General features: G+C 76.0%; 2 protein-coding genes and 1 pseudogene. All 3 read left to right on the top strand.

The window, feature by feature from the left end:
• The first annotated feature begins 33 nt into the window (after positions 1 to 33).
• On the top strand, positions 34 to 4824 hold the full coding sequence (locus ACQKM2_RS22430) for a type I polyketide synthase (RefSeq protein WP_427712239.1): 4791 nt from the start codon (positions 34 to 36) through the stop codon (positions 4822 to 4824).
• A 53-nt stretch (positions 4825 to 4877) separates the two neighbouring features.
• On the top strand, positions 4878 to 9599 hold the full coding sequence (locus tag ACQKM2_RS22425; RefSeq protein WP_427712236.1) for a type I polyketide synthase: 4722 nt from the start codon (positions 4878 to 4880) through the stop codon (positions 9597 to 9599).
• Between the two features lies 1 nt (position 9600).
• Positions 9601 to 20586, top strand: a pseudogene (locus tag ACQKM2_RS22420) (SDR family NAD(P)-dependent oxidoreductase); the annotation flags it as partial.
• Positions 20587 to 20625 lie beyond the last annotated feature (39 nt).

Raw genomic sequence — 20625 nt, 5'->3', positions numbered from 1 at the left:
GTGTGGAGCTGACACATGGTTACGCCCGAAGCAGTGACATCCGGCACGGTGACGCCGCAGACGCCCGAAGCGAAGCTCGTGGCCGCGCTCCGGACCTCCCTCAAGGAGGCCGAGCGGCTGCGCGAACAGAACCGGCGGCTCACCGAGGCGGCCCGGGAGCCCATCGCGATCGTCGCGATGAGCTGCCGGTTCCCCGGCGGAGTCCGCTCGCCCGAGGGGCTGTGGGACCTGGTCGCCGCCGGCCGTGACGCGGTGTCGCCGTTCCCCACCGACCGGGGCTGGGACCTGGAGGAACTGTTCGACGAGGACCCGGACCGGCCCGGTTCCTCGTACGTCCGCGAGGGCGCGTTCGTCCACGACGCCGCCGACTTCGACGCCGGCTTCTTCGCCATCTCGCCGCGCGAGGCCCTCGCCATGGACCCCCAGCAGCGGCTGCTGCTGGAGACCTCCTGGGAGGCCTTCGAACGCGCCGGGATCGCCCCGGACACCCTGCGCGGCAGCCGGACCGGCGTCTTCGTCGGAACCAACGGCGGCGACTACGGCACCGTCCTCGTCGGCGGCCCCGAGGACGTCGACGGCTACCTCGCGACCGGGAACGCCACCAGCGTGCTGTCCGGCCGGATCTCGTACGAGTTCGGCTTCGAGGGACCCGCCGTCACCGTCGACACCGCCTGCTCGTCCTCCCTCGTCGCCCTGCACCTCGCCGCACAGGCGCTGCGCCAGCAGGAGTGCACGCTCGCGCTCGCGGCCGGGGTGACCGTCATGGCCAGCCCGACCACCTTCACCGAGTTCAGCCGCCAGCGGGGCCTGGCCCCGGACGGCCGCTGCAAGCCCTTCGCGGCGGCCGCGGACGGCACCGGCTGGGGCGAGGGCGCAGGAGTGCTCGTACTGGAGCGGCTCTCCGACGCCCGCCGGGCCGGCCACCAGGTCCTCGCGGTGATCCGCGGCTCCGCCGTCAACCAGGACGGTGCCTCCAACGGCCTGACCGCCCCCAACGGCCCGTCCCAGCGGCGCGTGCTCCGCCAGGCCCTCGCCAACGCCCGCCTGACGGCCGACCAGGTCGACGCGGTCGAGGCGCACGGCACCGGCACCACCCTCGGCGACCCCATCGAAGCCCAGGCCCTGCTGGCCACGTACGGCCAGAACCGCCCGGCGGACCGGCCCCTCCACCTGGGGTCGGTGAAGTCCAACATCGGCCACACGCAGGCCGCCGCCGGCGTGGCCGGCGTCATCAAGATGGTCGGGGCGATCCGCAACGGCGTCCTCCCCAAGACCCTCCACGTCGACGAGCCCACGCCCCAGGTCGACTGGTCGGCCGGCTCGGTGCGGCTGCTGACGGAGAACCTCGACTGGCACACGCCCGACGGGCAGCCGCGCCGCGCCGGCGTGTCCTCGTTCGGCATGAGCGGCACCAACGCCCACGTCATCCTGGAGGAACCCGCCCCGGCCACCGAACCCGCCCCGGCCGCCCCGGCTGCCGCGCCCTCCGCCCCTGCGGCCCTCCCCTGGACGCTGTCCGGCAAGTCGGCCGACGCACTGCGCGCGCAGGCCCGGGAACTGCGTACGTTCCTCTCGGCCCGACCCGGTCACGCACCGGCTGACATCGGCCGCTCGCTCGCCCTCTCCCGGGCCTCCTTCGACCACCGCGCCGTGCTCGTCGCCGACCACCCCGACGCCTTCGACGCCGCACTGTCGGCGCTGGCCGACGGCACGGCGGCCGCGGGCCTGGTCGAGGGCCAGGCACCCGACGGCCGCACCAAGGTCGTCTTCGTCTTCCCCGGCCAGGGCTCCCAGTGGACCGGCATGGCCACCGAACTGCTCGCCACCAGCCCCGTCTTCGCCGACCGCATGGACCAGTGCGAGCAAGCCCTGTCCGCGTTCGTGGACTGGTCGCTGCGCGAGGTGCTCACCGACGAGACCGCCCTCGCCCGCGTCGACGTGGTCCAGCCCGCCCTGTGGGCCGTGATGGTGTCCCTCGCCGCCCTGTGGCGTTCGTACGGAGTGGAACCGGCCGCCGTCCTCGGACACTCCCAGGGCGAGATCGCCGCGGCCTGCGTCGCGGGCGGCCTCTCCCTCGAAGACGGCGCACGCGTGGTGGCCCTGCGCAGCAAGGCCCTCCTCGCCCTCTCCGGCCGCGGCGGCATGGTGTCCGTCCCCCTGCCCCGCGAGGAGGTCGCGGCCGGCCTCGACGAGCGGCTGTCCATCGCCGCCGAGAACGGCCCCCGCTCGGTCGTCGTCTCGGGCGACCCCGAGGCGCTCGACGCACTGCTCGCCGAGACCGAGGGCGCCCGCCGGATCGCCGTCGACTACGCCTCCCACTCCGCCCACGTGGAGGAGATCCGCGACGAACTCCTCACCGTCCTCGCCGGGCTCTCCCCGCGCCCGTCGGAGGTGCCCTTCTTCTCCACGGTCACCGGGAACTGGCAGGACACCGCCGCACTGGACGCCGAGTACTGGTACCGGAACGCCCGCCGGACCGTGCGCTTCGAGGAATCCACCCGCGCCCTGCGCGAGCAGGGCTTCGGGGTGTTCGTCGAGAGCAGCCCGCACCCGGTGCTGATCCAGGGCCTCGGGGACCGCGCCGTCGGATCGCTGCGCCGCCGGGACGGCGGACCGGCACGGTTCCTGCTGTCGCTGGCCGAGGCCCACGTGCGCGGCGTCGCCGTCGACTGGTCGCCCGCCTTCCCGGACGCCGGCCCGGCCCACGTCGACCTGCCGACCTACGCCTTCCAGCGCCGACGGTACTGGCCGCGCCCCGGCACCGGCCGCACGGCCGGGTCCGACCCGGCGGAGTCGGCGTTCTGGGAGGCCGTCGAACGCGCCGACCTGCCGGCCCTGTCCGGCGAACTCGGTGCCGAAGGGCCCGCGCTGGACGCCCTGCAGACCGCCCTGCCCGTCCTGACCGCCTGGCGGGCGGGACGCCGGCAGCGGTCCACCCTCGACTCCTGGCGCTACCGGGCGGCCTGGGAACCCACGACCGCGGACGCCCCCGGCCACCTCTCCGGCCGGTGGTTGGTGGTGTCGGCGGAGGCGGGCGCGGGTGTGCTGCCGGCGCCGGGTGTCGAGGTGGTGGAGCTGGTCGCGGGTGGTCTTTCCCGTGGTGAGCTGGCCATGGCCCTGTCGGGTGTCGGTGCGGTCGATGGTGTGGTGTCGCTGCTGGGTGTGGCGGGTTCGCTGTCGCTGGTGCAGGCGCTGGGTGACGCGGGCATCGCGGCCCGGTTGTGGTGTGTGACGCGTGGTGCGGTGTCGACGGGTGCCGCCGACCGTGTGGTGGATCCGGTTGCTGCGCAGGTGTGGGGTCTGGGCCGGGTGGCGGCGCTGGAGTTCGGTGAGCGCTGGGGCGGTCTGGTGGACGTCCCGGAGGTCCTGGACGAGCGGGCCTCTGCCCGGCTGTGGGCCGTCCTGTCGGGCGGTACCGGCGAAGACCAGGTCGCGGTGCGTGCCGGGGGTGTGTTCGTTCGTCGTCTGGTGCGTGCGCCCTTCGTCCCGGTGGCCGGTGAGGGGTGGCGGCCTGATGGTCCGGTGCTGGTGACCGGTGGTACGGGTGCGCTGGGCGTTCGGGTGGCGCGCTGGCTTGCTTCGGCGGGCGCGAAGGACCTCGTCCTGACCAGCCGCAGGGGCCTGGATGCCCCGGGCGCCGCCGAGCTGGTCGCCGAGCTGGCCGAGGCAGGTGTCAGCGCTGTGGTTGCTTCCTGTGACGTGGCCGACCGGGACGCGGTGGCGAAGCTGCTGGCGGACCACCCGGTGTCGGCGGTGTTCCACGCTGCCGGTGTGCTGGACGACGGCATGCTCGACGGGCTGACTACGGAGCGCCTGGCCACGGTACTCGGCCCCAAGGCAGACGCGGCACGCCACCTGCACGAGCTGGCGGGTGAGTTGGGCCTGGACCTGTCGGCGTTCGTGTTGTTCTCGTCGTTCGCGGGGACGGTCGGAGGCGCCGGCCAGGGCAACTACGCGGCGGCGAACGCCACTTTGGACGCGTTGGCCGAGCAGCGGCGGGCCGACGGACTGCCCGCCACCTCCATCGCCTGGGGAGCCTGGGCGGACAGCGGCCTCGCCACCGGCTCCGACGCCGTCACCGCCCGCATGCGCCGCGGCGGCCTCCTGCCGATGGCCCCCGACCTGGCCGTCACCGCGCTCCAGCAGGCACTGGACCGCGACGAGACCACCCTCGTGGTCGCCGACGTCGACTGGGAGCGCTTCACGGCGGCGTTCGTCACCGGCCGCCCCAGCCCGCTCCTGACGGGCGTGCCCGAGGTACGGGCCGTACTCGCGGCCCTGGAGGACGGCCGGACCGCCGGCACCTCCCTGCGGGACACCCTCCCCGGCCTGCCCGCCGAGGCGCAGGAACGGGCCCTCCTCGACCTGGTCCGGACCCACGTGGCCGCCGTCCTCGGACACGGCACCCCGCACGAGGTCGCCCCCGGCCGGGCCTTCCGCGAGGCGGGGTTCGACTCCCTCACGGCGGTCGAGCTCCGCAACCGGCTGAGCACCGCCACCGGCCTGGCCCTGCCCGCCACCGTGGTCTTCGACCACCCCAACCCGGCCGCGCTCGCCGGCCACCTGCGCTCCGAGCTGTGCGGGAACACCGCCGCGGACGGCCCGTCCGCACTGGAGGAGTTCGCCCGGTTCGAACGCGCACTGACCCGGGTCGAGCCCGGCACCGGCGACCACACCAAGATCATGCAGCGGCTCGAGGCGCTGCTGGCGCAAGGCCGGGACGCCGCAGGCCACCCGGATCGCGCCGCCGCCGCCGACCAGTACGAGGCGGCGACCGACGACGAACTGTTCGGCCTGCTCGGCGAGAAGTTCGGCATCTCATGAGCGATGCCGCCCGCCCCGATGCCGCCCGCCCCTCCGCCAGGGAGAACCCTCACGTGTCCAACGAAGAAAGACTCCGCCACTTCCTCAAGCGCGTCTCGGCCGAGCTGGAGCAGACCCAGGAACGCCTGCGCGAGAGCGAGAACCGGGACGGCGAGCCGATCGCCGTCGTGGCCATGAGCTGCCGCTTCCCCGGCGGGGTCCAGAGCCCCGAGGACCTGTGGCGGCTGCTCGTCTCGGGCGGCGACGCCCTGTCCGGCTTCCCCACCGACCGCGGCTGGGACCTCGCCGGCCTGCTCTCCGACGACCCGGAGCAGTCCGGTGCCTCCCACGCCCGCCAGGCCGGCTTCCTCGACGGCGCGGGCGACTTCGACGCCGCCTTCTTCGGGATCTCGCCGCGCGAGGCCCTCGCCATGGACCCCCAGCAGCGACTGCTGCTGGAAACCTCCTGGGAGGCCCTCGAACGCGCCGGGATCGCCCCCGACACCCTGCGCGGCAGCCGGACCGGCGTCTTCATCGGCACCAACGGGCAGGACTACACCCCCGTGGCCGTCCACTCCGCCGACGACCTCGCCGGGCACATCATGACCGGCAACGCCGCCAGCGTGCTGTCCGGCCGCCTCTCCTACGTCTACGGCCTCCAGGGGCCCGCCGTCACCGTCGACACCGCCTGCTCCGCGTCCCTCGTCGCCCTCCACCTGGCGGCCCAGGCCCTGCGGCGCGGCGAGTGCGAGCTGGCCCTCACCGGCGGGGCCACCGTCATGTCGACACCCACCCTGTTCGCCGAGTTCAGCCGCCAGGGCGGCCTGGCCCGCGACGGCCGCTGCAAGGCCTTCGCCGCCGCCGCGGACGGCACCGGCTGGGGCGAGGGCGCGGGCATGCTCGTACTGGAGCGGCTCTCCGACGCCCGCCGGGCCGGCCACCAGGTCCTCGCGGTGATCCGCGGCTCCGCCGTCAACCAGGACGGTGCCTCCAACGGCCTGACCGCCCCCAACGGCCCCGCCCAGCAGCGCGTCATCGAACTGGCCCTCGCCAACGCCCGCCTGACGGCCGACCAGGTCGACGCCGTCGAGGCCCACGGCACCGGCACCACCCTCGGCGACCCCATCGAAGCGCAGGCCCTGATCGCGGCCTACGGGCAGAACCGCCCGGCCGACAGGCCGCTGCGCCTCGGCTCGGTGAAGTCGAACATCGGCCACACCCAGGCCGCCGCCGGCGTGGCCGGCGTCATCAAGATGATCGAGGCGATCCGCAACGGCGTCCTGCCGCGCACCCTCCACGTCGACGAGCCCACGCCCCAGGTCGACTGGTCGGCCGGCTCGGTGCGGCTGCTGACGGAGAACCTCGACTGGCACACGCCCGACGGCCGGCCCCGCCGCGCCGGCGTGTCCTCGTTCGGCATCAGCGGCACCAACGCCCACGTCCTCCTGGAAGAGCACACGCCCGACGCCGAGCCGGCCGCGCACGACGACCGGAGCCCCGAAGCCCCCGCCGCCCGGCCGGCCGTCCTCGCGGTGCTCTCCGCCCGCGAGGACGAGGCGCTGCGCGAACAGGCCGCCCGCCTCCACGCCCACCTGGAGGCCCGCCCCCACCTGTCCCCCCGGGACGTCGCCCACTCCCTCGCCACCACCCGCGCCACCCTCGACCGCCGCGCCGCCGTCGTCGCCGACGGCCGCGACACCCTCCTGAAGGGCCTCGCGGCACTCGCCGACGGCACCCCGGACCCCGGCGTCCGGCACGCCGGCGCCACCCCCGGCGGGCTGGCGTTCCTGTTCACCGGCCAGGGCGCCCAGCGCCCCGGCATGGGCGACGGGCTGCGCGCGGCGTTCCCGGTCTTCGCCCAGGCCTTCGACGAGGCCTGCACCGCCCTCGACGCACACCTGGACCGCCCGCTGCGGCAGGTGGTGAGCGGCCGGGCGGAGCTCCTCGACCGGACCCGCTACACCCAGGCCGGGCTGTTCGCCCTGGAAGTGGCCCTGTACCGGCTCTTCGAATCCTGGGGCGTACGCCCCGACTTCCTCCTCGGCCACTCGGTCGGCGAGCTGGCCGCCGCCCACGTCGCCGGCGTGCTCACCCTCCCCGACGCCGCCACCCTGGTCGCCGCCCGCGGCCGGCTCATGGACGCGCTGCCCGAAGGCGGGGCGATGGTCTCCGTCGAGGCCGCCGAGGACGAGGTACGCGCCCTGCTGACGGCCGGCGCCGACATCGCCGCCGTGAACGGCCCCCGCGCGGTGGTCGTCTCCGGCCCCGAGGACGCCGTCACCCGGACCGCCGGCCTCCTGGAGGCGGCGGGCCACCGCACCAAGCGCCTCAACGTCAGCCACGCCTTCCACTCGTCGCTGATGGAGCCGATGCTCGCCGAGTTCGGCCGCGTCGCACGCACGCTCACCTTCCACCGGCCGTCCCTCCCGATCGTCTCCAACGTCACCGGACGCACCGCCGACCCGGCCGAACTCGCCACGCCCGAATACTGGGTCCGGCACGTGCGCGCCGCCGTCCGCTTCCACGACGGCATGCGCCACCTGGAGGCCCAGGGCGTACGCCGCTTCGTCGAGCTGGGCCCCTCCGGCGTGCTGACCGCCGCCGGCCGGGCCTGCGTCACCGGCCCCGACGCCGTCCTCGTCCCGGTCCTGCGCCGCGACCGGCCCGAACCGGAGACCGCCGCCGCCGCCCTCGGCGAGCTGTTCGTGCACGGCACCACCCCCGACTGGACCGGGGTATACGCCGGGCAGCCCGTACACCGGGTGGCCCTGCCGACCACCGCGTTCCGCCGCACCCGCTACTGGCCCCGCCCCGGCGACACCACCGGCCGGCCCGCAGCCGCCGCCCAGGACCCCGCCGCCGACCTCCAGTACCGCATCGAATGGCAGCCCCTCGCCGCCCCCGCCACCGCCGTCCCCGCCGGGACCTGGCTGGTCGCCGGCCCCTGCCCGCGGGAACTCGACCTGGTCACCGGGGCGCTCGCCGCCCGCGGCGCCACCACCGCCCGCCTCGACCTCACCCCCGGCACCGGCCACGACCGCGACGCCCTGACCCTCCGCCTGCTCACCGCCCTGCCCGCCGCCGACGGCTGCGCGGGCGTCCTGCTCCTGCCCGCCGAGGCCGGCGACCCCGGCCTGGACGCGGCCCTCCGCCTGCACCAGGCCCTCGGCGACGCCGGAATCACCGCACCGCTGTGGTGCGCCACCCGCGGCGCGGTCTCCACCGGCCCCGGCGACCGGCCCGCCGACCCCGGCCAGGCACAGGTCTGGGGCCTCGGCCGGGCCGCCGCCCTGGAAACCCCCGCCCGCTGGGGAGGACTCGTCGACCTCCCCCCGGATCCCGACGCCCCCGCCCTCGACCGGCTCGGCGCCCTCCTGCTGGCCGCCGCCCCCGCCGGCACCGGCGCCGAGGACCAGCTGGCGATCCGCCCCACCGGCATCCTCGCCCGCCGGCTGGTCCGCGTGCGCAGGACCTCCGCCGCCGCCGAACCCTGGCGCCCCTCCGGCACCGTCCTCGTCACCGGCGGCACCGGCGCCCTCGGCGGCCACATCGCCCGCTGGCTCGCCGCGTCCGGCGCCGAACACCTCGTCCTCACCAGCCGCCGCGGCGACCGGGCGCCCGGCGCACGCGAACTCGCCGCCGAACTCACCGCCACGGGCACCCGCGTGACCATCGAGGCCTGCGACGCCGCCGACCGGAACGCCCTCGCGGCGGTCCTCGACGCGATCCCCGCCGACCTCCCCCTGACCGCGGTCGTCCACACCGCCGGCATCCTCGACGACGGCGTCATCGAGTCCCTCACCCCCGAACGGTTCGCGGCGGTCCTGCGCCCCAAGGCCGACGCAGCCCGCAACCTCCACGAACTCACCGCCGGCCTCGACCTGTCGGCGTTCGTCCTCTTCTCCTCCTTCGCCGGCGCGGTCGGCGGCGCCGGACAAGCCAACTACGCCGCCGCCAACGCCTTCCTGGACTCCCTCGCCGACCAGCGCCGCGCCGACGGACTGCCCGCCACCGCCATCGCCTGGGGCGCCTGGGCCGAAGGCGGCATGGCCGAGGACGAAGCCGCCGTCGGCGAACGCCTGCGCCGCCACGGCATCCGCCCGATGCTGCCCCCGCACGCCATCGCCGGACTCCGGCAGGCCCTGGACCACGGCGACGCCTGCCTGGCGGTCGCCGACATCGACTGGACCCTGTTCGCACCCGGCTTCACCACCGTCCGGCCCAGCCCCCTGCTCACCGGGATCGAGGAAGCCCGCCCCCGCACCACCGCCGAACCCGACTGGCGCGAGCACATCACCCGGCTCCCCGACGCCGAACGCGCCGCCGCCCTCCTGGACCTCGTACGCACCCAGGCGGCGGCCGTCCTCGGACACGGCGGCCCCGAGGCCGTCACCCCGACCCAGCCCTTCCGGGAACTCGGCTTCGACTCCCTCACCGCCGTCGACCTGCGCAACGTCCTCGGCGCCCGCACCGGGCTGAACCTGGCCACGACCGTCGTCTTCGACCACCCCAGCCCCCAGGCCCTCGCCGAGCACCTCGACGCCGAACTCGGCGGCACCGCCGCAGCCCGCCTCCTCGCCGACCTCGACCGCGTCGAGGACGCCCTCGCCGTCCTCGACGCCCCCGACGTACGGGCGGAGGTCGTGACCCGGCTCCAGAACCTGCTGGCCCGCGCCGGCACCGCACCCGGGCCCGGCACCGGCCCGGACGACGCAACGGGTGCCGACACCCGACCGACCTTGGACACGGCGGACGACCTCTTCGCCTACATCGACCAGAAATACGGGACCCGCTGACATGGTGAACGAGACCAAGCTCCTGGAATACCTCAAGCGGGTCACGGCCGACCTGGACGAGGCCAACCGCCGCCTGAAGGACGCCGAGGACCTCAGCCACGAGCCGATCGCGATCGTCGGCATGGGCTGCCGCTTCCCCGGCGGCGTCCACTCCGCCGAACAGCTGTGGACCCTCCTCGCCGACGGCACCGACGCCCTCGCCCCCTTCCCCGACGACCGCGGCTGGGACCTTCCCGCGCTCTACGACCCGGACCCCGACCGGGCCGGCACCAGCTACGTCCGCGAGGGCGGCTTCCTCGACGGAGCCGCCGACTTCGACCCCGCCTTCTTCGGCATCAGCCCGCGCGAAGCCCGCGCCATGGACCCCCAGCAGCGCCTGCTCCTGGAAGTCGCCTGGGAGGCCCTGGAACGCTCCGGCCTCGACCCCGCCGCCCTGCGCGGCAGCCGCGCCGGCGTCTTCGTCGGCACCAACGGCCAGGACTACGGCACCCTGTTCGGCTCCACCCCCGAAGAGGGCCTCGAAGGCTACATAGGCACCGGCAACGCGGCGAGCGTCCTCTCCGGCCGCCTGTCCTACGTCCTCGGCCTCGAAGGCCCCGCGGTCACCGTCGACACCGCCTGCTCCTCCTCCCTGGTGTCCCTGCACCTGGCCGCCGAGGCGCTGCGCCGCGGCGAATGCGCCCTGGCCCTCGCCGGCGGCGCCACCGTCATGGCCACCCCCCGCGTCTTCGTCGAGTTCAGCCGGCAGCGCGGACTCGCCGCCGACGGCCGCTGCAAGCCCTTCGCCGCCGCCGCGGACGGCACCGGCTGGGGCGAGGGCGCGGGCCTCCTCGTCCTCGAACGGCTCTCCGACGCCCGGCGGGCCGGCCGCCCCGTCCTCGCGGTCCTGCGCGGCTCGGCCGTCAACCAGGACGGCGCCTCCAACGGGCTCACCGCCCCCAACGGCACCGCCCAGCAGCGCGTCATCCGCCAGGCCCTCGCCAACGCCCGGCTCGCCCCGCAGGACGTGGACGCGGTCGAGGCCCACGGCACCGGCACCACCCTCGGCGACCCCATCGAAGCCCACGCCCTGCTCGCCACGTACGGCCGGGGGCGCACCGCCGAGCGGCCGCTGTGGCTCGGCTCCGTCAAGTCGAACCTGGGCCACACCCAGGCCGCGGCGGGCGTCGCCGGCGTCATGAAGATGGTCCTCGCCATCCAGCACGGCACCCTGCCCCGGACCCTCCACGTGGACGAGCCGACACCGCACGCGGACTGGTCGGCGGGCGGCGTACGCCTGCTGACCGAACCCACGCCCTGGCCCGAGACGGGAGAACCGCGCCGCGCCGGCGTGTCGGCCTTCGGCGTCAGCGGCACCAACGCCCACCTGATCGTCGAGCAGGCCGCCCACGAGGACGCCCGCCCGGCCCGGGACCGGACGCCCGAGCCGCACACGCCCCGCACCGCCGCCGCGCCGTGGCTGCTGTCGGCCCACACCCCCGAGGCACTGCGCGCACGGGCCGCCCAGCTCCGCGCGTACGCCCAGGACCACCCGGAGCTCGACCCCGCCGACCTGGCCCACTCCCTCTCCCTGCCGACGCCCTTCACCCACCGGGGCGTGGTCCCGGGCGCCGACCGGGACGCACTCGTCGAGGGCCTCGCCTCCGGCGGGAAGTACGCGTTCCTCTTCTCCGGCCAGGGTGCGCAGCGTCCGGGGATGGGGCGTGGGCTGTACGAGGCGCAGCCGGTGTTCGCGGCGGCGTTCGACGAGGTGTGCGGTCACTTCGACTTCCCGCTGAAGGAGATCGTCTTCGGGGGAGGGGACGAGGTCCACCGCACCGAGTTCACCCAGCCCGCCCTGTTCGCGGTCGAGGTGGCGTTGTACCGGCTGGCGGAGTCGTTCGGTCTGCGCCCGGACTTCGTGGCCGGGCACTCGATCGGCGAGATCGCCGCAGCCCACGTCGCGGGGGTCCTGTCCCTCGCCGACGCGGCCCGCCTGGTCGCGGCCCGTGGCGCCCTCATGGGCGCCCTGCCCGAGGGCGGGGCGATGGTCTCTATCCGTGCCACCGAGGAGGAGGTCCGTCCGCTGCTGTCGGCGGATGTCGACATCGCGGCGGTCAACGGCCCGCGGTCCGTGGTGATTTCGGGTGCCGAGGATGCCGTCCTGGCCGTGGCCGCGCAGCTGGCCGAGCAGGGCCGCAAGACCAAGCGCCTGACGGTCTCGCACGCCTTCCACTCGCCCCTCATGGAGCCGATGCTGGAGGCGTTCCGCGAGGTCGCCGCCACCCTCACCCACGGCACCCCGGCCGTCCCGGTGGTCTCCAACGTCACCGGCGAGGAGATCACCGAGTTCACGGCCGACTACTGGGTCCGGCACGTCCGCGCCGCCGTCCGCTTCGGCGACGGCGTGGCCCACCTCGCAGCCCAGGGCGTCGCCCACTTCCTCGAACTCGGCCCGCAGGGCGTCCTCGCCGCCATGGCGGGGGAGTCCCTCCCGGACGACTTCTCGGGACTCCTCACCCCCGTCCTGCGCAAGGACCGCCCCGAGCCGGAGGCCTTCCTCGGCGCCCTCGCCGAGGCCTGGACCCGCGGCCTCCCCGTCGACTGGCTGCCGTTCCTCTCCGGCCGCCGCGTCGACCTGCCCACCTACCCCTTCCAGCGGCAGCGCTACTGGCCCGAGACGACCGCCCTCGGCGACGTGGCCGCCGCCGGCCTGGGTGCGGCCGACCACCCCCTGCTCGGCGCCATGGTGACCCTGGCCGAGGCGGACCAGGTGCTGTTCACCGGCAGCCTCTCCCTGCGGACCCACCCCTGGCTCGCCGACCACGCCGTCCTGGGCACCGTGTTCGTCCCCGGCACCGCCTTCGTGGAGCTGGCCGTACGCGCCGGCGACCAGGTCGGCTGCGCCCGCCTCGACGAACTCACCATCGAGGCGCCGCTGGTCCTCCCCGAACAGGGCGCGGTCCAGCTCCAGGTCGGCGTCGGGCCCCTCGACGCGGACGGCCGCCGCTCCCTGACCTTCCACTCCCGCCACACCGACGAGCCGTGGACCCGGCACGCCACCGGCACCCTGACGGCCGGCCCCTTCCCGGCAGCCACCCCGCCCGCCGACGCCGACCTGGGCGAATGGCCCCCCGCGGGCGCCGAGCCGGTGTCCGTGGAGGGCCTCTACGACCACCTCGTCGACGTCGGCTTCGGCTACGGCCCCGCCTTCCAGGGACTGCGGGCCGCATGGCGCCGCGGCGACGACGTGTTCGCCGAGGTACGGCTGCCGCAGGAGACCGAAGCCGCCCGCTTCGGCCTGCACCCCGCCCTGCTGGACGCCGCCCTGCACGCCGTCGGGCTCGGAGACTTCGTCGCCGACGGCGCCGCGAGCCTCCCGTTCTCCTGGCGCGGCGTGACCCTCCACGCCGCCGGCGCCCCGGCGCTGCGCGTACGGCTGTCTCCGGCCGGCCCCGACACCGTGTCCCTGGACGCCGCCGACCAGACGGGCGCCCCCGTGGCCACCGTCGAGGCGCTCGCCCTGCGCCCGGCCGCCGCCCAGCGCACGCACCGGCACCGCGACTCCCTCTTCCGCGTCGACTGGGCCGCCCTGCCCCAGCCCGCCCCCGCCGCCCCCGGCAAGCCCGCCGGCGCGCCGCCGTGCTGGATCGCCTCCGCCGCCGACCTGGCCGCGCTGGACACCGTCCCCGACGCCGTGTTCGTCCGCTGCCCCCGCACCGGCGACGACCTCGTCCCCTCCGCCCACACCGGTGCGCACCGCGTCCTGGAACTCCTCCAGGCCTGGCTCGCCGACCCCCGGTGCGGCTCCTCGCAGCTGGTCCTGGTGACCAGCGGCGCCCTGGCCGTCCGGCAGGGCGAGCCGGTCCAGGACCTCGGCCAGGCGCCGCTGTGGGGCCTGGTCCGGTCGGCGCAGGCCGAGAACCCGGGCAGCTTCCGCCTGATCGACGTCACCGGCCCGGACGACACCGCGCACGACACCGCCGCACTGCACGCCCTCCTGGCCCTGGACGAGCCGCAACTCGCCCTCCGCGACGGCACCCCGTACGCCCCCCGGCTGGCCCGCGTCCCCGCCCCCGCCGAGCCCCGGGAGTGGAACCCCGACGGCACCGTCCTGATCACCGGCGGCACCGGCGGCCTCGGCGCCCTGCTGGCCCGCCACCTGGTGGCCGAACACGGCGTACGCCACCTCGTGCTGGCCGGCCGGCGAGGCCCGGCCGCCGAGGGCGCCGCCGAACTCGCCGCCGCGCTCACCGGCGCGGGCGCCCACGTACGGATCGAGGCCTGCGACGTCGGCGACCGCGCCGACCTGGCGCGGCTGCTCGCCCGGATCACCGCCGAGCGGCCGCTGACGGCGGTCGTGCACGCGGCCGGCGTCCTCGACGACGGCGTGATCGGCTCGCTGGCACCCGACCGGCTGGACACCGTACTGCGCCCCAAGCTCGACGCGGCCTGGCACCTGCACGAGCTGACCCGGGAGGCCGACCTCGCGGCGTTCGTGCTGTTCTCCTCGGCCGCCGGCGTCTTCGGCGCCCCCGGCCAGGCCGGCTACGCCGCCGCGAACGCCTTCCTCGACGCGCTCGCCCAGCACCGCACCGCCCAGGGCCGGGCCGCGGTGTCCCTGGCCTGGGGCCTGTGGGCGGAGGGCGGCGGCATGGGCGGCCGCCTCGCCGACAACGACACCCGGCGCATCACCGGCTCCGGCGTCGCCGCGCTGTCCGCCGCCGACGGCCTGGAACTCTTCGACCTGGCGGGCGGTCTCGACGAACCCCTGCTCGTCCCCGCCCGCCTCGACCTCAACCCGCCCGCGGGCGCCGCCCGGAACGCCACGCCCCCGGCACTGCTGCGCGGCCTCGTCCGCGGCCCGGCCCGCAGGACGGCCGCGTCCGGCCCGGCCACCCCCCGCACCCAGTGGACCGAACGGCAGCTCACCGACCTGGTCCGCAGCCACGTCAGCGCAGTACTGGGCCACGCCGACGCGCAGGCAGTCGACCTCGGCCGGACGTTCACCGAGCTGGGCTTCGACTCCCTCACCGCCGTCGAACTCCGCAACCGGCTCACCACCGAGACGGGCCTGCGGCTCTCGGCCACCCTCATCTTCGACTACCCCACCCCGGCCGCCCTCGTGGAGCACCTGCGCGCCGGCCTGACCGAGGCCCCGGCCACCCCCGCCACCGCCCCGGCCGCCGCCACCCCCGGCGCCGGCACCGACGACGACCCCATCGCGATCGTCGGCATGAGCTGCCGCTACCCCGGCGGAGTGCGCTCGCCGGAGGACCTGTGGAGGCTGGTGGCCGCGGGCGGCGACGGCATCGCGGCCTTCCCGACCGACCGCGGCTGGGACCTCGACGGCCTCTTCGACGACGACCCCGACGCGGCCGGCCGCTCGTACGTCAGCGAAGGCGGCTTCCTCTACGACGCCGCCGAGTTCGACGCCGGATTCTTCGGGATCTCCCCCCGCGAGGCCCTCGCCATGGACCCGCAGCAGCGGCTCCTCCTGGAAACCGCCTGGGAGGCCTTCGAACGCGCCGGCATCGACCCGACGTCCGTGCGCGGCACCGCCACCGGCGTGTTCGCCGGCGTCATGTACCACGACTACGCCTCCCGCCTGGGCGAGGTCCCCGAGGGCATCGACGGATACCTCAGCACCGGCAACGCCGGCAGCGTCCTGTCCGGCCGCATCTCCTACGTCCTCGGCCTGGAGGGCCCGGCCGTCACCGTCGACACCGCCTGCTCCTCCTCCCTCGTCGCCCTCCACCTGGCCGCCCAGGCCCTGCGGTCCGGCGAGTGCACGATGGCCCTGGCCGGCGGCGCGACCGTGATGGCCACCCCCAACACGTTCGTGGAGTTCTCCCGGCAGCGCGGCCTGTCCTTCGACGGCCGCTGCAAGTCCTTCGCCGCGGCCGCCGACGGCACCGGCTGGGGCGAGGGCGCGGGCATGCTCCTGCTGGAGCGGCTCTCCGACGCCCGCCGCAGCGGCCACCAGGTCCTGGCCGTCATCCGCGGCTCCGCCGTCAACCAGGACGGCGCGTCCAACGGCCTCACCGCCCCCAACGGCCCCTCCCAGCAGCGCGTCATCCGCCAGGCCCTGGGCAACGCCGGCCTGGGCGTCCAGGACGTCGACGCAGTCGAGGCCCACGGCACCGGCACCAAGCTCGGCGACCCGATCGAGGCGCAGGCCGTCCTCGCCACGTACGGGCAGGACCGCCCCGGGGACCAGCCGCTGTGGCTGGGCTCCCTCAAGTCCAACATCGGCCACACCCAGGCCGCCTCCGGCGTCGGCGGCGTCATCAAGATGGTCGAGGCGATGCGCCACGGCGTCCTGCCCCGCACCCTCCACGTCGACGAGCCCACCCCGCACGTCGACTGGACGGCCGGCGCCGTACGCCTGCTGACCGAACCCGTGCCGTGGCCCGAGACCGGACGGGCCCGCCGCTCCGGCGTGTCCTCGTTCGGCGTCAGCGGCACCAACGCCCACGTCATCGTGGAACAGGCCCCCCTCGACGAGGCCGCCGCCGAGGCCGCCGCCGAGCCCGCCCCCCGGCCGGCCCCCGCACCGGGCACGGCACTGCCGTGGGTGCTGTCCGCCAAGTCCGACGGGGCCCTGCGCGACCAGGCCCGCAACCTCCTCGCCGCCCTGGACGGCCTGACCGCCCCGGCATCCCCCGAGGAAGACCCCCGCCACACCCTCGCCGACATCGGCGGCTCCCTCGCGTCCGCCCGCGCCGCCCTGGAACACCGGGCCGCCGTGGTCGCCGACGACCCCGCCGCCTTCGCCGAAGGACTGACCGCCCTGGCCGCCGGCGAGCCCTCCCCGAGCCTGCTGCGGGGATCGTCGCGCACCGCCGCCAAAGCCGTGTTCGTCTTCCCCGGCCAGGGCTCCCAGTGGGCGGGCATGGCCCACGAACTGCTCGGCTCCGCACCGGTGTTCGCCGACCGGCTGGCCGCCTGCGAAAGGGCCCTCGCGCCCCACGTCGACTGGTCGCTGCGCGAAGCCCTCACCGACGAGGCCGCCCTGACCCGGGTCGACGTGGTCCAGCCCGCCCTGTGGGCGGTGATGGTCTCCCTCGCCGCGCTGTGGCGCTCCCACGGGGTCGAACCGGCCGCCGTCGTCGGCCACTCGCAGGGCGAGATCGCCGCCGCCTGCGTCGCCGGAGCGCTCACCCTCGACGACGCGGCCCGCGTCGTCGCCCTGCGCAGCAAGGCACTCCTGGCCCTCTCCGGCCGCGGCGGCATGGTCTCCCTTCCGCTGTCCCGCGAGGAGGCCGCCGCCCACCTGGGGGACCGGCTCTCGCTCGCCGCCGTCAACGGCCCCCGCTCCGTGGTGGTCTCCGGCGACCCCGAGGCCTGCGAAGCGGTGCTCGCCGCCGTCGAGGGCGCCCGCCGGATCCCCGTGGACTACGCCTCCCACTCCGCCCACGTCGAGGAGATCCGCACGGACGTCCTGGACGCCCTCGCCGGGATCACCCCCCGCCCGGCCGACATCCCGTTCCTGTCCACGGTCGACGCCGCCTGGCTCGACGGCACCGAACTCGACGAGCGGTACTGGTACCGCAACCTCCGCCAGAGCGTCCTGCTCGCCGACGTCACCGAAACCCTCGTCCACGCGGGCCACGGCGTGTTCATCGAGGTCAGCCCGCACCCCGTCCTCGTCCACGGCCTGCCCGACACCGCGCTGGGCACCCTGCGCCGCGGCGACGGCGGCCCCGCCCGCTTCACCGCCGCCCTCGCCGAGGCGCACGTCCACGGAGTGCCCGTCGACTGGGACACCGTCTTCCCCGGCGCCCGCCGCGTCGACCTGCCCACGTACGCCTTCCAGCGCGAGCGGTACTGGCTGGACGGCACCGACGCCGCGGGCGACATGGCCTCCGCGGGCCTGGACGCCGCCGGGCACCCCCTCCTCGGCGCGATGGTGACCGTCGCCGCCACCGACGAGCACCTCTTCACCGGCCGCCTGTCCCTGGCCGCGCAGCCCTGGCTCGCCGACCACGCGGTGGCCGGCACGGTCCTGCTGCCCGGCACCGCCTTCGTGGAACTGGCCCTGCACGCGGGCCTCCACACCGGCCACGCCCACCTGGAGGAACTGACCCTGGAAGCCCCGCTGGTGCTGCCCGGGCGCGGCGCCGTCCAGATCCAGCTCGCCGTGGGCCCCGCCGACCCGGACGGCCGCCGCACGGTCACCACGTACGCCCGCTCCGCCCAGGCGGACGGCGAACCCTGGACCCGGCACGCCACCGGTGTCCTCACCGCCACCCCGGCACCCGCCACCACCGGCGGCGGCGAATGGCCGCCGGCCGGCGCCGAACCCCTGGACCTGACCGGCTTCTACGACCGGCTCACCGACTCCGGGCTCGGCTACGGGCCGGCGTTCCAGGGGCTGCGCGCGGCCTGGCGGCTCGGCGACGAGGTGTACGCGGAGGTCGGCCTCGACCGCGACCGGCAGGAGGCCGCGGGCCGCTTCGGCCTCCACCCGGCCCTCCTCGACGCCGCCCTGCACGCCGTGGGCCTCGGCTCCTTCCTCGACGGCCCCGGCGTCCGCCTCCCGTTCTCCTGGAACGGGGTCAGCCTGCACACGGCCGGCGCACGCGACCTGCGGGTCCGGGTGAGCCCCGCCGGCGGGGACGCGGTCTCCCTCGCCGTCACCGACGCGGCCGGCCTGCCGGTGGCGACCGTCGACTCCCTGGCCCTGCGCCCCGTCGCCACCGAACACCTCGCCCACCGCGACACCCTGTTCGCGCTGGACTGGGTGGCGGTCCCGGTGGCCTCGGGGGCCTCGGTGGCCGAGCCGCTGCCTGCGGGCGTGGTGTGCGAGGTGGACACTTCGGCCGGTGTGCGCGAGGCCCTGGGCCGGGCCCTGGAGGTGCTCCAGGACTCCCTCGCGGGGGAGGACCGCGTGGTGTTCGTGACGCGCGGTGCCGTGGGCGATGAGGTGCGTGACCTGGCGGGTGCGGCGGTGTGGGGTCTGGTGCGTTCGGCGCAGTCGGAGCACCCGGGCCGTTTCAGCCTCCTGGACCTGGAGGAGGCCGTCGACCCGACCCCGTACCTGACCTGCGCCGAGCCGCAGGCGGCGGTGCGCGGGGGAGCGGTACGCGTCCCCCGCCTGACCCGCACCCCGGCCGCGCCGGAGTCCGCGGGCCTGTCGTTCGCCGAGGGCGGCACCGTCCTCGTCACCGGTGGCACCGGAACCCTGGGCCGGGCGGTGGCCCGCCACCTGGTCACCGAACACGGCGTCCGCGACCTCCTCCTGGCCAGCCGCTCCGGCGGCGCCGAGGACCTGGTTACGGAACTGTCCGGTCTGGGCGCCTCGGTGACGGTCGCCGCCTGCGACGTCGCCGACCGCGAGGCCCTGGCCTCGCTCCTGGCCGACCACCCCCTCACCGCCGTCATCCACACCGCGGGCGTCCTGGACGACGGCGTGATCGAGTCCCTCACCCCGGAACGCTTCGACGCGGTCCTGCGCCCCAAGGCGGACGCCGCCCGCAACCTCCACGAGCTCACCGCGGACCTCGACCTGTCGGCGTTCGTCCTGTTCTCGTCCGCCTCGGGCCTGCTCGGCGCCCCGGGCCAGGGCAACTACGCGGCCGCCAACGCCTACCTGGACGCCCTCGCCCAGTACCGCCGCTCCCTCGGCCTGCCCGGGATCTCCCTGGCCTGGGGCCTGTGGGCCGAACGCAGCGGCATGACGGACGCCCTCGACGCCGGCGACGTCGACCGCATCAACCGCGGCGGCGTGGGCGCCCTCGCCACGGAAGAGGCCCTCGCGCTCCTCGACACCGCCCCCGCCCTCGACCGGGCCCTCGCGGTGCCGATCCGCCTGGACCTGCCCGCGCTGCGCACCCGCGCCCGCCACGAGCCGCTCCCGCCCCTGCTGCACGGCCTGGTGCCGGCCCCGCTCCGGCGGACGGCGGGCACCCCGGCCGCCGTACCCGCCATCGACCCGGAGGACCTCCTCGCCCTCGTACGGGCGCACACCGCCACCGTCCTCGGCCACAGCTCCGCCGACCGGATCGAACCGGACCGGAAGTTCCTGGAGATGGGCTTCGACTCACTGACCTCGGTGCGCCTGCGCGGCAGCCTCAACACCGCGACCGGCCTGAGGCTGTCCGCCACGGCCGTCTTCGACCACCCGACCCCCGCCGACCTCGCCGACCACATGCGCGGCGAACTCGCGGCGGCCCGGACCCCGCAGGCGCCGGAACCGGCGAGCCCGCCCGCGACGGCGCAGCCCCTCGCCGCGCTCTACCGGCAGGCCTGCGCGGACGGCAAGGTCAAGGAGGCCACCGACCTGCTCGTCGCGGCCTCCCTGCTGCGCCCCTCCTTCACCACGGACGGCACGGACGGCGCCCCGGCACCGGTCACCCTGTCCGGCGGCACCGGCGGCACCGGCGGGCCGGGCGGCGCCGGCGGCCCGGCACTGATCTGCCTGCCCTCGGTCACCGCACTCTCCAGCCCCCACCAGTTCGCCCGCTTCGCCGCGCCCTTCCGCGAGCACCGGGACGTCCACGTCCTCCCGCTCCCCGGCTACGGCGAGGGCGAGCCGCTGCCCGCCACCGCCGACGCCCTCGTCGCGCACCTGGCCGCCGAGGTGCTGCGCCTCGCGGACGGCGCACCGTTCGCCCTGGCCGGGTACTCCTCGGGCGGCTGGCTCGCCCAGGAGGTCACCGTCCACCTCGAACGCGGGGGCGCCGCCCCCGCCGCCCTGGTGCTGCTCGACACGTTCCTGCCGGGCGACGCGGCCCAGCCCGCGTTCCGTTCCCGGATGACCGACGCCATGTTCGAACGGGAGGACGCCTTCGGCTGGATGACCGACCTCAGGCTGACGGCCATGGGCGGCTACTTCCGGCTCTTCCCGGCCTGGCGGCCCACCGCCACCGCCGTACCGACGCTGCTCGTCAGAGCGGGCCGCTCCCTGGTCGACGGCGGCGGCCACCAGGCGTCCTGGCCGCTGCCCCACACTGCGGTGGACGTACCGGGCGACCACTTCACGATGATGGAGGACGACGCCCGGGCCGCGGCCGCCGCCGTCGACCACTGGCTGACGGAGGCC

Source organism: Streptomyces sp. NPDC004126 (assembly GCF_050275515.1).
GTDB lineage: Bacteria > Actinomycetota > Actinomycetes > Streptomycetales > Streptomycetaceae > Streptomyces.
Note: the sequence above shows the minus strand (reverse complement) of the source record. Positions and strands in the feature narration are given on the sequence as shown.